14 protein-coding genes are annotated in these 14,106 nt (G+C 67.1%); all 14 read right to left on the bottom strand.

Annotation, left to right across the window (positions count from 1 at the left end; translation table 11 throughout):
* Positions 1-96: 96 nt before the first annotated feature.
* Complete coding sequence (locus ACLB6G_RS09835; RefSeq protein WP_410355997.1) at positions 97-1,065, bottom strand: TAXI family TRAP transporter solute-binding subunit; 969 nt, start codon at positions 1,063-1,065, stop codon at positions 97-99.
* 150 nt (positions 1,066-1,215) lie between these two features.
* Entirely contained in the window at positions 1,216-1,923 is a 708-nt protein-coding gene (locus tag ACLB6G_RS09830) for a fumarylacetoacetate hydrolase family protein (protein ID WP_410355996.1), read from the bottom strand.
* Positions 1,920-2,957 (bottom strand): cupin domain-containing protein, encoded by a 1,038-nt coding sequence (locus ACLB6G_RS09825; RefSeq protein ID WP_410355995.1) that lies wholly within the window; start codon positions 2,955-2,957, stop codon positions 1,920-1,922. The genes ACLB6G_RS09830 and ACLB6G_RS09825 overlap by 4 nt, the downstream gene beginning before the upstream one ends.
* 103 nt (positions 2,958-3,060) lie before the next feature.
* The gene (locus ACLB6G_RS09820; protein WP_410355994.1) at positions 3,061-4,056 is read right to left on the bottom strand and encodes a glucokinase; all 996 of its coding nucleotides are present in this window, start codon (positions 4,054-4,056) and stop codon (positions 3,061-3,063) included.
* A gap of 137 nt (positions 4,057-4,193) precedes the next feature.
* A complete protein-coding gene (gene rirA / locus ACLB6G_RS09815) occupies positions 4,194-4,637 on the bottom strand; it encodes an iron-responsive transcriptional regulator RirA (protein ID WP_410355993.1) in 444 nt (147 codons plus the stop codon).
* A 176-nt stretch (positions 4,638-4,813) separates the two neighbouring features.
* Positions 4,814-5,944: an FAD-dependent monooxygenase gene (locus ACLB6G_RS09810; protein ID WP_410355992.1), complete on the bottom strand. Its 1,131-nt coding sequence runs from the start codon at positions 5,942-5,944 to the stop codon at positions 4,814-4,816.
* Between the two features lie 12 nt (positions 5,945-5,956).
* Positions 5,957-7,456 carry an aldehyde dehydrogenase gene (locus ACLB6G_RS09805; RefSeq protein ID WP_410355991.1) on the bottom strand — a complete coding sequence of 500 codons (1,500 nt, stop codon included), beginning with the start codon at positions 7,454-7,456 and terminating at the stop codon, positions 5,957-5,959.
* 10 nt (positions 7,457-7,466) lie between these two features.
* On the bottom strand, positions 7,467-8,297 hold the full coding sequence (locus ACLB6G_RS09800; RefSeq protein WP_410355990.1) for an aspartate dehydrogenase: 831 nt from the start codon (positions 8,295-8,297) through the stop codon (positions 7,467-7,469).
* Positions 8,297-9,970, bottom strand: coding sequence for a thiamine pyrophosphate-binding protein (locus ACLB6G_RS09795; protein WP_410355989.1), 1,674 nt, complete (start codon positions 9,968-9,970; stop codon positions 8,297-8,299). The genes ACLB6G_RS09800 and ACLB6G_RS09795 overlap by 1 nt, the downstream gene beginning before the upstream one ends.
* Before the next feature lie 10 nt (positions 9,971-9,980).
* A complete protein-coding gene (locus tag ACLB6G_RS09790; RefSeq protein ID WP_410355988.1) occupies positions 9,981-10,772 on the bottom strand; it encodes an SDR family oxidoreductase in 792 nt (263 codons plus the stop codon).
* Positions 10,773-11,690: a VOC family protein gene (locus tag ACLB6G_RS09785; protein ID WP_410355987.1), complete on the bottom strand. Its 918-nt coding sequence runs from the start codon at positions 11,688-11,690 to the stop codon at positions 10,773-10,775.
* Complete coding sequence (locus tag ACLB6G_RS09780; protein WP_410355986.1) at positions 11,683-12,507, bottom strand: IclR family transcriptional regulator; 825 nt, start codon at positions 12,505-12,507, stop codon at positions 11,683-11,685. The genes ACLB6G_RS09785 and ACLB6G_RS09780 overlap by 8 nt, the downstream gene beginning before the upstream one ends.
* Positions 12,504-13,328, bottom strand: coding sequence for an alpha/beta fold hydrolase (locus ACLB6G_RS09775; RefSeq protein WP_410355985.1), 825 nt, complete (start codon positions 13,326-13,328; stop codon positions 12,504-12,506). The genes ACLB6G_RS09780 and ACLB6G_RS09775 overlap by 4 nt, the downstream gene beginning before the upstream one ends.
* Positions 13,329-13,345: 17 nt before the next feature.
* Positions 13,346-14,095 carry an SDR family oxidoreductase gene (locus ACLB6G_RS09770; protein WP_410355984.1) on the bottom strand — a complete coding sequence of 250 codons (750 nt, stop codon included), beginning with the start codon at positions 14,093-14,095 and terminating at the stop codon, positions 13,346-13,348.
* Positions 14,096-14,106 lie beyond the last annotated feature (11 nt).

Raw genomic sequence — 14,106 nt, 5'->3', positions numbered from 1 at the left:
CAGTTCGGGCCGGGCGGCAGCGCCACCCGGCCCGAGAAGGTCTTGCCCCGCCCGTCATGCCGGACGCGGGCGTTCAACCCGGTCGCGCCGGATGGATCACATCCAGCCGCGCTCCTTGTAGTACTTGACGGCGCCGTCATGCAGCGGCGCGGAGAGGCCGTCCTTGATCATCTCCTCCTCCTTCAGGTTGGAGAAGGCCGGGTGCAGTTTCTTGAAGTCGTCGAAATTGTCGAACACCGCCTTGACCACAGTGTAGACGACCTCTTCGGACACGTCCGCCGAGGTGATGAAGGTCGCGCCGACGCCGAACGTCGTCACGTCCTCATCCGTGCCCTTGTAGGTGCCGCCCGGAATGGTCGCGGTCCGGTAGTAGGGGTTCTCCTCGACCAGCTTGGTGATCGGATCGCCTTCCACCGACACGAGGTTGACGTCGCAGGTCGTGGCAGCCTCGGTGATGGCGGCCGCCGGATGGCCGATGGTGTAGATCATGGCGTCGATCTTGCCGTCGCAAAGCGCCTGGGCCATTTCCGAGCCCTTCAGTTCGGCCGCAAGCGCGAAGTCGTCCATCGTGATGCCAAAGGCGTCCATGACGACTTCCATCGTCGCGCGCTGGCCCGAACCCGGGTTGCCGACATTGACCTTCTTGCCCTTGAGGTCCTCGAACTTGGCGATGCCCGAGCCTTCGCGGACGATCAGCGTGAACGGCTCCGGGTGAACCGAGAACACCGCCCGCTCACCTTCCCATGCGCCCTGGTCCTCGAACTTCGAGGTGCCGTTGTAGGCATGATACTGCCAGTCGGACTGGGCCACGCCGAATTCCAGTTCGCCCGCGCGCACGGTATTGATGTTGTAGACCGAACCGCCGGTCGATTCGACCGAGCAGCGGATGCCGTGTTCCTTGCGGTTCTTGTTGACCAGACGGCAGATCGCGCCGCCGGTGGGATAATAGACGCCCGTGACGCCACCCGTGCCGATGGAAATGAATTGCTGGTCGGCGGCGAATGCCGATGCCGACAGGGTCATGCCGCTTGCCACGATCACGGCGCCAGCTACGGTTTTCATCATGCTGCTTCTCCCATTCTTGAACGTTGGATGTAATACCGGTGTTCAATTGGGCATGGGGGAGGCGCAAACGTCAACCCTCTGGTCAAATTTCCGGACCGGACGCAACGGCAACTCCCGCGCGAATTCAAGCCGTTCTGCTTGTCGGTCAGACTACTCCGGCTGGCCGATCGCCAGTTCCACCGGCGCCAGCCCGTCAATCGTCCCGAGGATGGTCTGTCCGGGTTCCACCGGCCCGACGCCCGCCGGCGTGCCCGTGTAGATCAGGTCGCCCGGACGCAGGTGGTAATAGTGCGAGAGGTGCGAGACCAGTTCGTCGACGCTCCAGATCAGGTCATCGAGCGTTGCATCCTGCCTGACGGCGCCATCGACCGACAGCCGGATGGCCTGGGCGCCGACAGTGCCGAAATCATCCGCCCTGGTGATCTCGGCAATGACGGCGGATTGCTCGACGTCCTTGCCCAGGTCCCACGGCCGCTGCTTGGCCCGCGCGGCCAGTTGCAGGTCGCGGCGTGTCATGTCCAGGCCGCAGGCATAGCCGTAAACGGCCTTCGCCGCCGCCTCGCGAGAGACCCTGAACACGGGCGCGCCCAGCGCCACCACGAACTCCATCTCGTAGTGGAAATTCTCCGTTCCCGGAGGATAGGGGATCGTGGCCCCGCTGAGCACGAGCGCACTGGGCGACTTGGTGAAATAGAACGGCGCCTCGCGGTCCACTTCCACCCCCATTTCCGCGGCATGGGCGGCATAGTTGCGCCCCACGCAGAAGATGCGGTGGACCGGATAACCGGCCGTCTCGCCCTTGACCGGCACCACCGGACTGGAAGGAACCTCGAAGAGAAGGGATGCGTCTGCGCTCACCGTGCACGTTCCTCGTAATAGCCCAGCTTTTCCTGCAGCGGACGGTCGTGGACCCGGATGAGGAAGGACTCCTCCGCCGCTTCATGGGTGATCCCGGCAAAGACCGGCGCCGTGAAGGTGTCCTTCGGGCCCCAGTCCAGCGTTTCGCCATTGATGACGGTCCGGCCGCGACCCTTGACGACGTGAAAGGCACAGGAGGACGAGCGCAGCGGCGGCGCGTCGCGCCCGCCCGCCGGGATCATCATGGCGGTGAAGCCCATGGTCGGCAGCACGTCCGCGCCGGTCTCGGGGTTCACGAAATCCAGTTCGGCAATCGCGTCGCCGCCATGGACGGCCATCTGCCGCAGCGCCGCCTCGGTGCGCGTCCACGGATAGCGCATCATGGGATAGCGCCGCGTGCCGGCGCCCGGCCTGCGCGATGGCGCAAGGCCCGACGCGAGATACTCCACCTGGCTTGCGTCCGGCCGGTTGCGCTGCGCCTGCAACGGCCCTTCCGTGGCGTATGAGCCTTCGAGGTAATGGAACAGCGGCAGGTCCAGCGCATCCAGCCAGACCACCGGCTCGCTGCCCTCGTGGCCGTGATCGTGCCACTCGCCACCGGGCGTCAGGACCAGGTCGCCCTCCTCCATCGGCAGCTTCTCGCCGTCGACGACCGTGTAGCCGCCCCTGCCTTCCACCACCACGCGCACGGCGCTCGGCGTGTGCACGTGCGCCGGCGCGGTCTCGCCCGGCAGCAGCAGTTGCATGCCGAGATAGATCGAGGCCGTGGCCTGCATCGCGCCAACGCCGCGGCCGGGATCGGAGAGGACCAGCACCCGCCGCTCCGCCTTTTCCACAGGCGTCAGCTCCCCGGCGCGCAGCAGCAGCGGACGCAGCCTGTCATAGTTCCAGTAGCCCGGCCGCGTCACCGCGTTGGGCTGGCCGTGCGGAAGCACGTTGCGCATCATCGGCCAGAGCGGGGCCACGCCGGCAGCCGCCATGTCGTCGCGGTAGTCCTGGGGCAGTTCCTCCAGCGTGCCGAGTTGCTGGCTCATGACGCGTCCTCCCTTGGGTCAGGGTGCCGCAAGGCCGCCCCTGGAAATAGGTCGCATACTTACTGTTTTGCGCAATGCGTCAAGTCCGCGCCCGCCACCGCGCTCATCGGGTCACGTGGATGGCGCTTTCCACCTCGAAGGCATGCGGGTTGGCCGCATAGGCGGAAATCCCGTCCAGCGCCGGCGTACCGCCGGGCATGAGGTACATCGGGATCTCCGCCATGATCGAGGAGAAGGGGGGCTTGTCCTCGAAGGCCGCGCGGAAGGCCGGCCCGCGCACCAGGTCGATCAGGTGTGCGGTCATGCCGCCGGCCAGGTAGACGCCGCCGCGCGCCAGCGTCAGCAGCGCCAGGTCGCCGGAAAAGCGGGCAAGAATGGTCGTGAACAGTGTCACCGCCTCCACGGCCAGCGCGTCGCCGTCATGGGCGAGCGCCGTGATCGCGGCGGCGGAAACGGGTTCTTCGCTGTCGGCCCGGCCTTCCAGCCGCCTCAATCCGCGATGCAGGTTTTCCAGCCCCTGGCCCGAGACCGCCATTTCCACTTCCAGCCGGCAGCCGCGCATGTCCAGATGCGGCCAGAGCGCGAATTCCCGCGCCGTGCGCGGCCCGAGGTCCAGGTGCCCGCCCTCGCCCGGTATCACCACCCACTTGCCGCAAGCACGGACCACCTGCGCCACGCCGAGGCCGGTCCCCGGACCGATGACCACGCGCGGCGCTTCCTCCTCGCGCGCATGCCCGCCGATCTGTTGCATCAAGCCGAGCGGCAGGCTGGCACAGGCCAGCCCCTGGGCCAGGAAATCGTTCATCACGCGCACCTGCACAAGGCCCAGGGCCGCGCGGATGGCGGCCGGATCGATGACCCAGGGCGAATTCGTCAGGTGAAAGGGCGGATCGTCCACCGGGCAGGCCACCGCGATCACGAGTGTCTGCGCTGCCCGGATGATGTCGGCCGGATAGCCTGCCTTCAACGCCTCGATGACGGAAGGATATTCGGCGTTCTTCATTTCCACCGTCTCGCCGACGGCCTGGCCGTCCGGCCCGATCACGCGGAAGCGCGAATTCGTGCCGCCGATATCGCCCGCGATCACGGGAAAGGGCATTGTCACGTCCGGTCCCCCAGCCTCTGGTTGGGCCATGCAACGCAGGAGCAGCGCATCGTTGCCCGCTGTTCCTCGACCGTCATCGTATCAGGGGAATGCGTGTGCTTGTCCAGCCTTTCGGCGATGCCGCCGCGCCCTCAGGCAGCCGGTTCCAGCCCCAGCAACGCTTTGACATGCGGCTTGTTGCGCACGAGATCGGCGACCGTGTGCGCCGCCAGCACCTCGAAGAAGGCATTCAGCGCCTTGCGCAGCGCCGCATTCAGCGCACAGGCATCGATCAGCGGGCAGTCGGCGGCCTCGTTCTCGAAGCATTCGGCCATCACGAAATTCTCCTCCGTGACACGCACCACGTCGAACAGCGTGATCTCTTCTGCCGCCTTGGCCAGCTTCACGCCGCCATTGCGCCCGCGCACCGTCGCCATCAGGCCGGCATCCACCAGCGGATGCAGGATCTTGAACAGGAAAAGCTCCGAAACGCCGTAGGCCCTGGCGATCTCGGGGACCCGGCTCAGTTCCGCCGGATTGGCCGCGCAATACATCATCATGCGGATCGCGTAATTGGTCTGGCGGGTCAGGCGCATGGGCATCTCCGGCGAACGCCATTCGTGGCGCTCCGATTGGAACGCTCCCAAACTAGATGATTTGACTCGGGTTTCAAGCCTTTCAAGCGGGCCTTTCCGGCCTTGCTCCCCATCGCGACCGGGAGATGGAGATGGAGCGAGGGGGGGACGGCAGGCGCCGCCCCCTGTGCCGGGTCTCAGACGGCCACCTGCCAGGCGTCATAGCCATAGACCCAGTCGGCATTGCCGCCTTTCTTGAGCCATTCATTGCCGCGCGAAGCGATCTGAATCTTTGCCGTGCGCTCCTTGCGCGCCGCCTCGTAGCGTTTGAGCGCATTCGGAACGCCAGCGCCATCCGCCCGCTCCAGCGCCCGTGCAAGTACGATGGCGTCCTCGATGGCCTGGCAGGCGCCCTGCGCCATGAAGGGCGTCATGGGATGGGCGGCATCGCCCAGCAATGTCACACGGCCCGTTGACCATCGCGGCAGCGGATCGCGGACGTGCAGGGCGGATTTCGTGACGCTGTCGCAGGCATCGAGCAGCCGCCGGGCCTCCGGGTTGAAGTCGGCATAGGCGGCGCGCAATTCGGCAATGTCGCCCGGTGTCGTCCAGCTTTCCTCGCGCCAGTCATCCTGCGGCGTGGTGGCAAAGACGAAGATTTCCCGCCCCGCCGTCAGCGGAAAGGTGACGATCTGCCGGCTGGGCTCCGGTCCCCACCACTTGGTGAAGGCGTCGAGATTGGGCAGGTCGGCGGCTTTTTCGCGCGGGAAGGTCGCCCGCCACGAGACAAGCCCGGTGAATTGCGGATTTTCCGGCCCGAACACCGCGCCGCGCACGGCCGAATGGATGCCGTCGGCCCCGATGACCACATCGAAGGAAACCGTCTCGCCATTGGCGAAGGTCACGGATACCGCGTCAGCGGTCTCCTCCACCGCCGTGGCCTTCCAGCCCATGCGGAAACGTGCCGGATCGATCTTCTCTTCCAGCGCGCTGAGCAGGTCGGCGCGGTGGATGGTCAGTTGCGGCGCGCCGTATTTCTCTTCAGCCGTGTCGCTCATTTCCAGGCGGGATGTCTCCTCGCCCGTGTCCCACATGCGGCTGATGCGGTGCGTGGGCCGCGCCGCCGTGGCGCGCAACCGCTCGCCGATGCCGATGCGGTCGAGCACATGCACCGCATTGGGTGTCAGGTTGATGTCCGCGCCGACACGGCCGAATTCGCGCGCCTGCTCGAAAATCGTTACGTCATGGCCCATGCCGATGAGTGCGATGGCGGCGGTGAGCCCGCCCATGCCCGCACCGACAATGCCGATGGATAGCTTCTTGTCCATGCCTTCTCCTCCTCACATCCTGGGCCAGCGGGCCCAGGGATGCGGTTGTCCTGTCAAATCCTGGTAGAGCGATTTCTGCCGCATGTAGGCGAGCATGCCGGCTCGTCCCTTCTCGCGCCCCATGCCGCTTTCCTTGTCGCCGCCGAACGGCGTCGAGATCGAGAACTGCTTGTAGGTATTGATCCAGACCGTGCCGGCCTGGATGGCGCGCGCCACCCGCCAGCCCTTCGGGAAATCGCGGGTCCAGATGCCACAGGCCAGCCCGTACTGGTTGTCGTTGCCCTGGGCGATCACGTCAGCCTCGTCGTCGAAGGGCAGCACGGCCAGCACCGGGCCGAACACTTCCTCGCGGCAAAGTTCTGCCTCATTGGCAAGCCCTGAAATGATCGTCGGCAGGTAATAGGCGCCATCGGCCAGCGCAGGATCGTCGGGCCGCCTGCCGCCGGTCAGGACAGTCCCGCCATCGGCAATCGCGCGCTTGACGAAGTCCTCGACGCTCGCCCGGTGATCGGGATGGACGAGCGGCGCAACCTGCGTTGCCTCGTCATGGGGATGACCGGTGACGAGTGACTCCGTCGCCTCGACGAGGCGGGCGACGAAGGATTCGTAGATCGACCGCTGCACGAACAGCCGCGACCCGGCGATGCAGGACTGGCCGGAGGAGGAGAAGATGCCGAAGAGGATGCCGGCAATGGCGAGATCCGTGTCGCAGTCCCCGAACACGATGGTCGGCGACTTGCCACCCAGTTCCAGCGAGACAGGCATCAGTTTTTCCGCCGCCTTCATGGCAATGCGCCGGCCCGTCGCCGTGCCACCGGTAAACGACACCTTGGCGATGGACGGATGTTCGACAAGCAGGTTGCCGATCTCCGCGCCCGAACCGGGCAGGACAGAGAAAAGGCCCTTGGGCAGGCCGCTTTGCTCCACGATGCGCGCCAGTTCCAGCGCCACCAGCGGGCTCCACGATGCGGGCTTCAGGATCACCGCATTGCCTGCCGCTAGTGCCGGCGCCACCTTCTGCGCGTCCGAGGCAATGGGCGAATTCCATGGCGTGATGGCGGCCACGACGCCGAGCGGCTCGTGCAGCGACAGCGTCAGCGCATCGCCGCGCGGCGCAGTCATCTCGCTGTCCATGGTCTCGCAGACAGCGCCGAAATAGCGGAACGTGCCGGCGGCCGAAGCCGCCAGCGCCGCCGTCTCGCGCAGCGTCTTGCCTGTGTCGCGGCTCTGGATCCAGGCAATGCGCCCGGCACTGGCCTCGATGCCGTCGGCGATGCGATGGAAGATGCGCGCCCGCTCATGTGGCTTCAGCGCCCGCCAGGCCGGATCGGCCTGCGCCCTGACCGCTGCCTCGATGGCCGCGATGCCATCCTCGCGCGACGCCCCGTCGATCACCCGGTTCAGGCTGCCATCGGCGGAAAAGCGCGATTCGATCGGCGCACCGCGCCCCTTGCGCCACTCGCCGGCGATGAAGAGCAGGTTTTCAGGCAGGGCGCAGGGCTGGATGCTCATGGAAAGGCCTTCAGGAAACGATGGGGCTGATGCGGTACATCACCGCGCGCACGAGGCTGTAGACCGTCGGCAGCGACGTCTTCGGATTGGCCGGCGATGGTTTGCCGACAATGCGCACGGACACCTCCGCCGCATCCGAAACCACATCGAACACATGCACGTTCGCGCTGACGGCGGGATCGGCGATCATCCGCACCGTTGTGCGCTCGAAGCCCGCTCCGGCCAGCGCGATGGTCGCCGCCACATTGGCATTTTTCGGATAGTCGGCCGCCGCCTGCCGCGCCGTGCCCTCGAAGAACACGGCTTCGCGCGTCAGCACGCCAAGGTTGAGTGCATCCTCCGCCCTTGTACCTTTCCAGGCGTTGGGCGGCTTGCGCGACGTGTAGGTGACGGACCGGATATCCGAGCGGGCGAGCGCGGCGAGAATGTCCATGCCGCCCACCGCGCCGGACGACAGTTCCAGACGCGTGCCGCCAGCCCTTGCCGCAGACTCCAGCCGCGCCGCCAGTTCGGGATCGCTCAGCGCGCCGGTCGAGACGATCACCGTTTCGATCCCGGCTTCCAGCAGTCCCGGAACATGCTCGGCGACGGCGCCATGGCCCGCCGCCTCGATGGCAAGGTCGGGGCGCGCGGCAATCAGGGCCGTCACGCATTCCACCACGCGGAAATCGTCCGCCACCTGTTGTGCCGGGAGCACGAGCGCCTTTTCAACCGCCGAACTCTTGCCCGGTCGAGCCAGCACGGTCAGGCTTTCCAGCCTTTGCGGCAGGCTGCGCCCGAGCACGGTCAGCATTTCGCCGGTGATCGCGCCCGCCCCGATGATGGCCAGCCGCCTGATCATCACCGTTCCTTCCCCGCGGCCCCGGCAGGCGGACCCGCGAAGGCTTGCGCGAAAGGACCGATGGCGCACATGTCCACCTCGACCAGCATGGGGCCGTCGGCGGCAAGCGCGCTGTCCAGCGCGTCGCCAAAGGCCGACTCGTGCGTGACCTTCGCATGCGGCATCCCCACCGCCTGGCACAGCAGCGCGAAGTCCGGCGTGCGCAAGGCAGAATAGTGGTGCCGGCTGCCATATTGGGCATCCTGGATGTTCTTGATGACGCCATAGGCCTGGTCGTTCATCAGCACGTAGACGAGGTTGGCCTTCTCCTCCACCGCCGTGATCAGTTCGGCAATGCCAAGCTGCGCGCCGCCGTCGCCGACGAGCACGACCGATTTCGCCTCGCCCTCGACGAGGCCCGCACCGATGCCCATGGCAAGGCCCTGCCCGATGCCGCCGCCCAGCGCATGAACGCCGTGATGGGGCCTGGCAAACTGCACATAGCGGTTGCCGAAGGTGGAATTGGAAATCGTGACGTCGCGCACGAAGGGATGGCCGCCTTCGGCGACCCGCTCCTGCAAGGCGTCTGCGATGACCCGGTAAACGCCAAGCTGGTCGCGCAGGCGGCCCTCCGCCTTGACCCGCGCAATGGCGATGGAATGGCGGAATTCGGCATCCGTTTCCAGCGTTTCGGGCAGCAGTTCGAGCAATCGGGCGAGCGTGTCCCTCGCATCCCCGTGGATGAACAGATCCACCGGGTAGTTGCGCGCGCCCTGCGTTGCTTCGGCGTCGATCTGGACGAGCGGCGCGGGCAGACCAAGCGTGTTGTTGCGCGTCTCGTTGCCACGCAGGCGCGACCCGGCGACGATCATCAGGTCGCAGTCGCGATAGATCGCCTCCGCCTCGGGCGTCATGTTGAAGGCGCCGAGGGTATGGGGGCTCGCCTCGTCGACCACGGCCCGGCCATTGGTGCTCGTCACCGCGCAGAAACCACGCGCGACCAGCGCATTCGCTTCATCCGCGGCATGGCGCGCGCCGCCGCCAAGCCACAGCATCGGGCGGCGGGCCTTCTTCACCATTTCGGCCAGCGCCGCGATGGTCTCTTCGCCGGCCAGCGGGCGAACGATGACCGGCCGGGCGATGGCGTCCTGTACCGGCACGGCTTCGCGCTGCACGTCGACCGGGATTTCGAGGCTGACCGGCCCCGATGGCGGGCTGAGCGCCGCCGACGCCGCCGCCGACAGCACCGTGTGGACCGAACGCGCCTCCCACAGGCGCAGGCAGGTCTTGGAAATGCCCTTCAGCATCTCGGTCTGGCGCGGAACATCATGGATTGCGGCCCGGTCCCGGTCCATGAACTGGCGGTCCACCTGCGTGGTGATGTGCAGCACCGGCGAGCCCGCCGTCAGCGCCTCCACCTGCGCGCCCGCCGTGTTGCCGGCGCCCGTTCCGGTCGACGTGATGACGACGCCCAGCGAACGCGACACGCGGGCATAGGCGTCGGCCATGTTCATGGCGCCGGCCTCGCCGCGCGCCGGCACGAAGCGGATGCGCCCCTGCCGGGCGATGGCGTCGAGGATCGGCATGTTGTGGATCGAGATCACGCCGAAGACGCGCGTCACGCCGATCTCGGCAAGATGGCGGGCGATGGCCTCGCCCACGGTTTCGGTTCTGGTCGGCGCGTCGGTTTTCATGAGCATTGTGTCACACGAATCTTGAGGTCCCGCCGGAAACTTCCAGCCGGGCACCGGTGATGTAGCTGGCCGCGGGCGAGGCCAGGAAGACGATGGCATTGGCCGGCTCGTGCGGTTCGCCGAAACGGCCGAGCGGAATGTGGCGCTTTGCCGCTTCCGCTTTGAGCCAGTCCTCCAGCGAAACGGACGTGTCCTCGCGCGCCTCGAAGCGGCGGTGCCACTGGCCGGAAACGACGATGCCGAGCAGGATGGAATTGACCCGCACATCCGGCGCCAGTTCAGTGGCGAGCGATTTCAGGAGGTTCTGCACGCCCGCCCGTGCCGCCGAGGTGCACACCATGTGCGGCTCCGGCTGGTAGGCAAGCAGCGAATTGACGCCGACGATGGCGCCGCAACCGCTGGCCTTGAGCATGGCCTGGAAGGCACGCACCGGGTGGATCTGGCTGAAGAATTTCAGCTCCAGTTCCTCGCGCCAGGCATCGTCATCGGTGCCCGCGAAGGTGGAGACGCGGCCCTGTCCGGCATTGTTGACCAGCATGTCCGCGCCGCCGAAATGGTCACGCACGCGGGCAGCGAAATCGCGCATGGCTTCCGCGTCGAGTACCGAAGCGGCAATGCCCAGCACGTTGTCCGCGCCGAACTCGCCCTTCAGCCCGTCCGCGACCGTCTCCAGCCGCTCCGCGTCACGGGCACAGAAAGCCACCCTTGCCCCTTCGGCAAGAAACTGGCGCACGGCAGCCAGCCCGATGCCCGAGGAACCGCCGGTAACGACCGCGACCTTGCCTTTCAGCCCGAGGTCCATTCAGCGCGCTCCCGCCTGCGGGAAGCCCCGGTCGGGACGGCCCAGCATGACCGCGCGCATCGCCGGCGTGGGCGGCCCGGCCGTCATCCAGCGGTCCGAAAGCTCCGGGTCGCCCCAGGGCCATTCCTGCGCCACGTGGGTCGCCTCGTCGATCTGCTGCAATTCGGTGGTGAACTCGATCACGAAACCGGACGGCGAAACGAAATAGGCAAACGGGTTGTTGCCCGGCCCGTGGCGTCCCGGTCCCCAGCTTGGCACATGACCCTTCTGCTTCATCCGCCCGATGCCGCGCATGAAGGAATCCATGTCGCGCATTTCGAAGGCGACATGGTTGGCGCTGGCATGCGCGTTCTGGAACAGGCCGATGGAGTGGTGGTCGCTGCTGCAGCGCAGGAAGGACATCCGGTCGACGTAGAAGTCGGACAGCCGGAAGCCGAGCATCTCGGTGTAGAAGGCTTCTGTCGTCTTGAGGTCGGGCGTGTTGACGACCACATGGGAAACCTTCACGGGCATGGCGAATTCGCTTTGCGCATCGCCGTTGTCGGACGTGTCCGCCACGATGCGCAGGATGCGGTTGTCGGGATCGCGCACGCAAAAGCCGATGCCGCCGCCCGGTGTGGTCAGTTCCGCGGGGTCACCCAGCACCGGCGCGCCCGCCTTCGACAGGTGATCGTGCAGCGCCTCCAGCCGCGCCCGGCTCGTCATGCCGAAATTGATGTATTCGATGCCGAAATCGGCGCCATCGGTCAGCGAATAGATGTAGGGCTCAGGCCCGGTTCCCCGCAGGTAGACCGTGCCGTCATTGGAGGGCACGCGCTTCAGCCCCCATGTGCCCTCGTAGAAGTCGGCGGTTTCGGTCATGGCGGGCGCGCGCATGGCGATGCCGCGCAGGAAATCGACGCGCATGGGGTCAGTCATGGTGGCCTCCTGACAGATGGCGGATCCGGGCGGAAGACGGGATATGCCCGAGTTGATGGGAGATGCGTTGCGCAGCGGCGGTGAGCGCCCTTGCGATCTCGTCGCGCCGGCCCGCGCTCTCGGCGAATTCATGGTCCGGTCCGGTGACGTTGATGGCCCCGGCGGCCTTGCCCTGCGAATCGAACACCGCCGCCGCCGCCGATCCGATCCCGGCCTCGAAATTGGAAACGCTCCACGCGATCCCGATCCTTCGGTCCGTGGCAAGCTGCTCGGCGAGCGCAGCGAGCGTCGTGGCTGTCTTGGCTGTTGCCGGCGCCATTGCGGAGGTCGCGAAGAGCGCTTCGACCTCGGCGAAATCGCGATGCGCCAAGATGATGCGGCCGATCGTGGTCGCATGGGCCGGCAGGCGGCTGCCGACGCGGACATTGGAGACCAGGTGCAGGTTCGGCGTCTCGCGCAGCAGATAGGTGATCTCGCGCCCGTCCATGATGCCCAGATGCGCCGAAAGCCCCAGTTCGCGCACGAGACGGCGCAATTCCGGATGCGCCACCTGCACGATGTCGCGTGAATAGAGCGCGCTGGCGGCGAGATTGATGAGACCGGTCCCGAGCACGTAACCCTGCCCGGTCTCCGCCTTCTCGATGATCGCCTCCTGCTCCAGCGTATGCAGCAGGCGCAACAGCGTGGTGCGGTTGACACCGGTCTCCTTGGCCGCCCGGGACAGGTTGGCGCAGGGATTACCGTCGGCGATGTAGCGCAAGACGCGGAAGGCCCGCTCGACCGGGGGCACGCTGTAGCCGTTGTGTTCGTCGCTCATCGCGCCATCTCCCCGATTCCGGCAAGCGAGGCTTCGAAACGGACGGTTTCCGCGCCCACAGCTTCAGGAAATTCCTGGTGCAGGATGTGCCCCGCATCCGGAACGCTCCGGAACACGTGCGGCAGGTCCGGCGATGCCGCCGCGAGCACTGCGTGCACGGCGCGGCTCTGGGCCGGCGGCGTCACTGCATCCTTTTCACCCACCATGACCAGCGAGGGCACCCGCGCATGGCTTGCCTCGCCCGCCAGGTCGCCCGTCGCCAGCATCCGCACCGCCTGCGCGTAGCCCTGGGGGTTGATCGCCGCCATCGCCGCGATGGCCCGGTCGCGCACCGCCGGCATGGCGTTGGCGTCGGCCATGAGCCGCGGCGCGCGGCTGCGGGCAAATTCTTCCGCCCCGAGCGCTTTGAGATCATCGAGACGCGCCTGCGCCTTCTCGCCAAGCCTGCCGGGCGCGGCGCCATGGCCCTGCGCGCAGGCCAGCAGCACCAGGCCCGCCACGCGGTCCGGGTGGAGACGCGCGAACGCGACCGCCATCAGCGTGCCAAGCGAATGGCCGGCCAGCAGAAAAGGCGGCAGGTCGAGCGCATCGGCGACCGCCGCCAGCCGTTCGGCATAATCGCCGGCGGTTGGCCAGGCCTGCTCCAGGGCGCGCGACGCACGATAGCCGGGCGCGTTCCATGCAATGAGGGTCCAGTCCTCCGGCAAGGCGGCCGACAGGCCGTCGAAGGAGGACATGTCGGAACCGATGCCGTGCAGCATGACCAGCACCGGCCCGCCCTTCCCCTCGGACAGGCGAATGTCCGTTCCCTCGATCACCATGTCTTTCCGGGCGCGGCTCATAGGAACACGAACCCCCTGTTGACCGGCAGGATCTGTCCGGTCAGCGTCAGCGCATCGGGTCCGAGCAGGAAGACGATGGTGCCGGTCACGTCCTGCGGTCCCTGCGGGCCGGGCACCGCCCGCCCGTCCTGGTAGAGCTTGTGGCGTTCCGCCGGGACGTATTCGGTCGATTCCGTCGTCAGGATGCCGGGCGCGACGGCGGTCACGCCGATTCCTTTCGGACCGAGTTCGCGCGCCAGCGAATGGGTCATGGACATGACCGCGCCCTTGCTGGCGACATAGGAAAGCAGGCGTGGCGCGCCCCAGATCGCCGTATCGGAGGCGATGTTGACGATCCGCCCGCCGCCGGCCGCCTCCATCAGCGGCACGGCGGCGCGCGTCATCAGCCACAGCCCGCGCACATTGACCGCCATCACCCGGTCCCAGGTTTCGATGTCGATCTCGTCGAGCGCCTTGCCGCCGATCCCGGTGGCGATGGCGCCATTGTTGACCAGCCCGTCGAGCCGGCCCTCCTGCTCCGCCACACCTGCGGCAAGTTCCGCGATGCTGTCGGGCGAGGCGAGATCGACATGCGCGGCGCGTGCCGTGCCCCCGTACCCGGCGACGAGGCGCGCGGATTCTGCCGCCCCCGCCTCGTCGATGTCGGCCAGAACCAGACGCGCCCCGGCACGCCCGCAGGCCAGCGCGATCTCGCGCCCCAGCCCGCGTGCAGCACCCGTGATCAGGATCGTCCGGTTCTCAAGCATGGTCACATCCG

This window comes from Zhengella sedimenti, from assembly GCF_046506625.1.
GTDB lineage: Bacteria > Pseudomonadota > Alphaproteobacteria > Rhizobiales > Rhizobiaceae > Zhengella > Zhengella sedimenti.
The sequence above is the reverse complement of the archived record's forward strand: the minus strand, read 5'-3'. Positions and strand labels throughout refer to the sequence as shown.

Excerpts from the sequence above, each read along its gene's own strand:
- ACLB6G_RS09795 (WP_410355989.1), bottom strand. The coding sequence starts at position 9,970 with ATGAAAACCGACGCGCCGACCAGAACCGAAACCGTGGGCGAGGCCATC.
- ACLB6G_RS09770 (WP_410355984.1), bottom strand. The coding sequence starts at position 14,095 with ATGCTTGAGAACCGGACGATCCTGATCACGGGTGCTGCACGCGGGCTG.
- rirA (WP_410355993.1), bottom strand. The coding sequence starts at position 4,637 with ATGCGCCTGACCCGCCAGACCAATTACGCGATCCGCATGATGATGTAT.
- ACLB6G_RS09790 (WP_410355988.1), bottom strand. The coding sequence starts at position 10,772 with ATGGACCTCGGGCTGAAAGGCAAGGTCGCGGTCGTTACCGGCGGTTCC.
- ACLB6G_RS09835 (WP_410355997.1), bottom strand. The coding sequence starts at position 1,065 with ATGATGAAAACCGTAGCTGGCGCCGTGATCGTGGCAAGCGGCATGACC.
- ACLB6G_RS09780 (WP_410355986.1), bottom strand. The coding sequence starts at position 12,507 with ATGAGCGACGAACACAACGGCTACAGCGTGCCCCCGGTCGAGCGGGCC.
- ACLB6G_RS09785 (WP_410355987.1), bottom strand. The coding sequence starts at position 11,690 with ATGACTGACCCCATGCGCGTCGATTTCCTGCGCGGCATCGCCATGCGC.
- ACLB6G_RS09825 (WP_410355995.1), bottom strand. The coding sequence starts at position 2,957 with ATGAGCCAGCAACTCGGCACGCTGGAGGAACTGCCCCAGGACTACCGC.
- ACLB6G_RS09775 (WP_410355985.1), bottom strand. The coding sequence starts at position 13,328 with ATGGTGATCGAGGGAACGGACATTCGCCTGTCCGAGGGGAAGGGCGGG.
- ACLB6G_RS09820 (WP_410355994.1), bottom strand. The coding sequence starts at position 4,056 with ATGCCCTTTCCCGTGATCGCGGGCGATATCGGCGGCACGAATTCGCGC.
- ACLB6G_RS09800 (WP_410355990.1), bottom strand. The coding sequence starts at position 8,297 with ATGATCAGGCGGCTGGCCATCATCGGGGCGGGCGCGATCACCGGCGAA.
- ACLB6G_RS09805 (WP_410355991.1), bottom strand. The coding sequence starts at position 7,456 with ATGAGCATCCAGCCCTGCGCCCTGCCTGAAAACCTGCTCTTCATCGCC.
- ACLB6G_RS09810 (WP_410355992.1), bottom strand. The coding sequence starts at position 5,944 with ATGGACAAGAAGCTATCCATCGGCATTGTCGGTGCGGGCATGGGCGGG.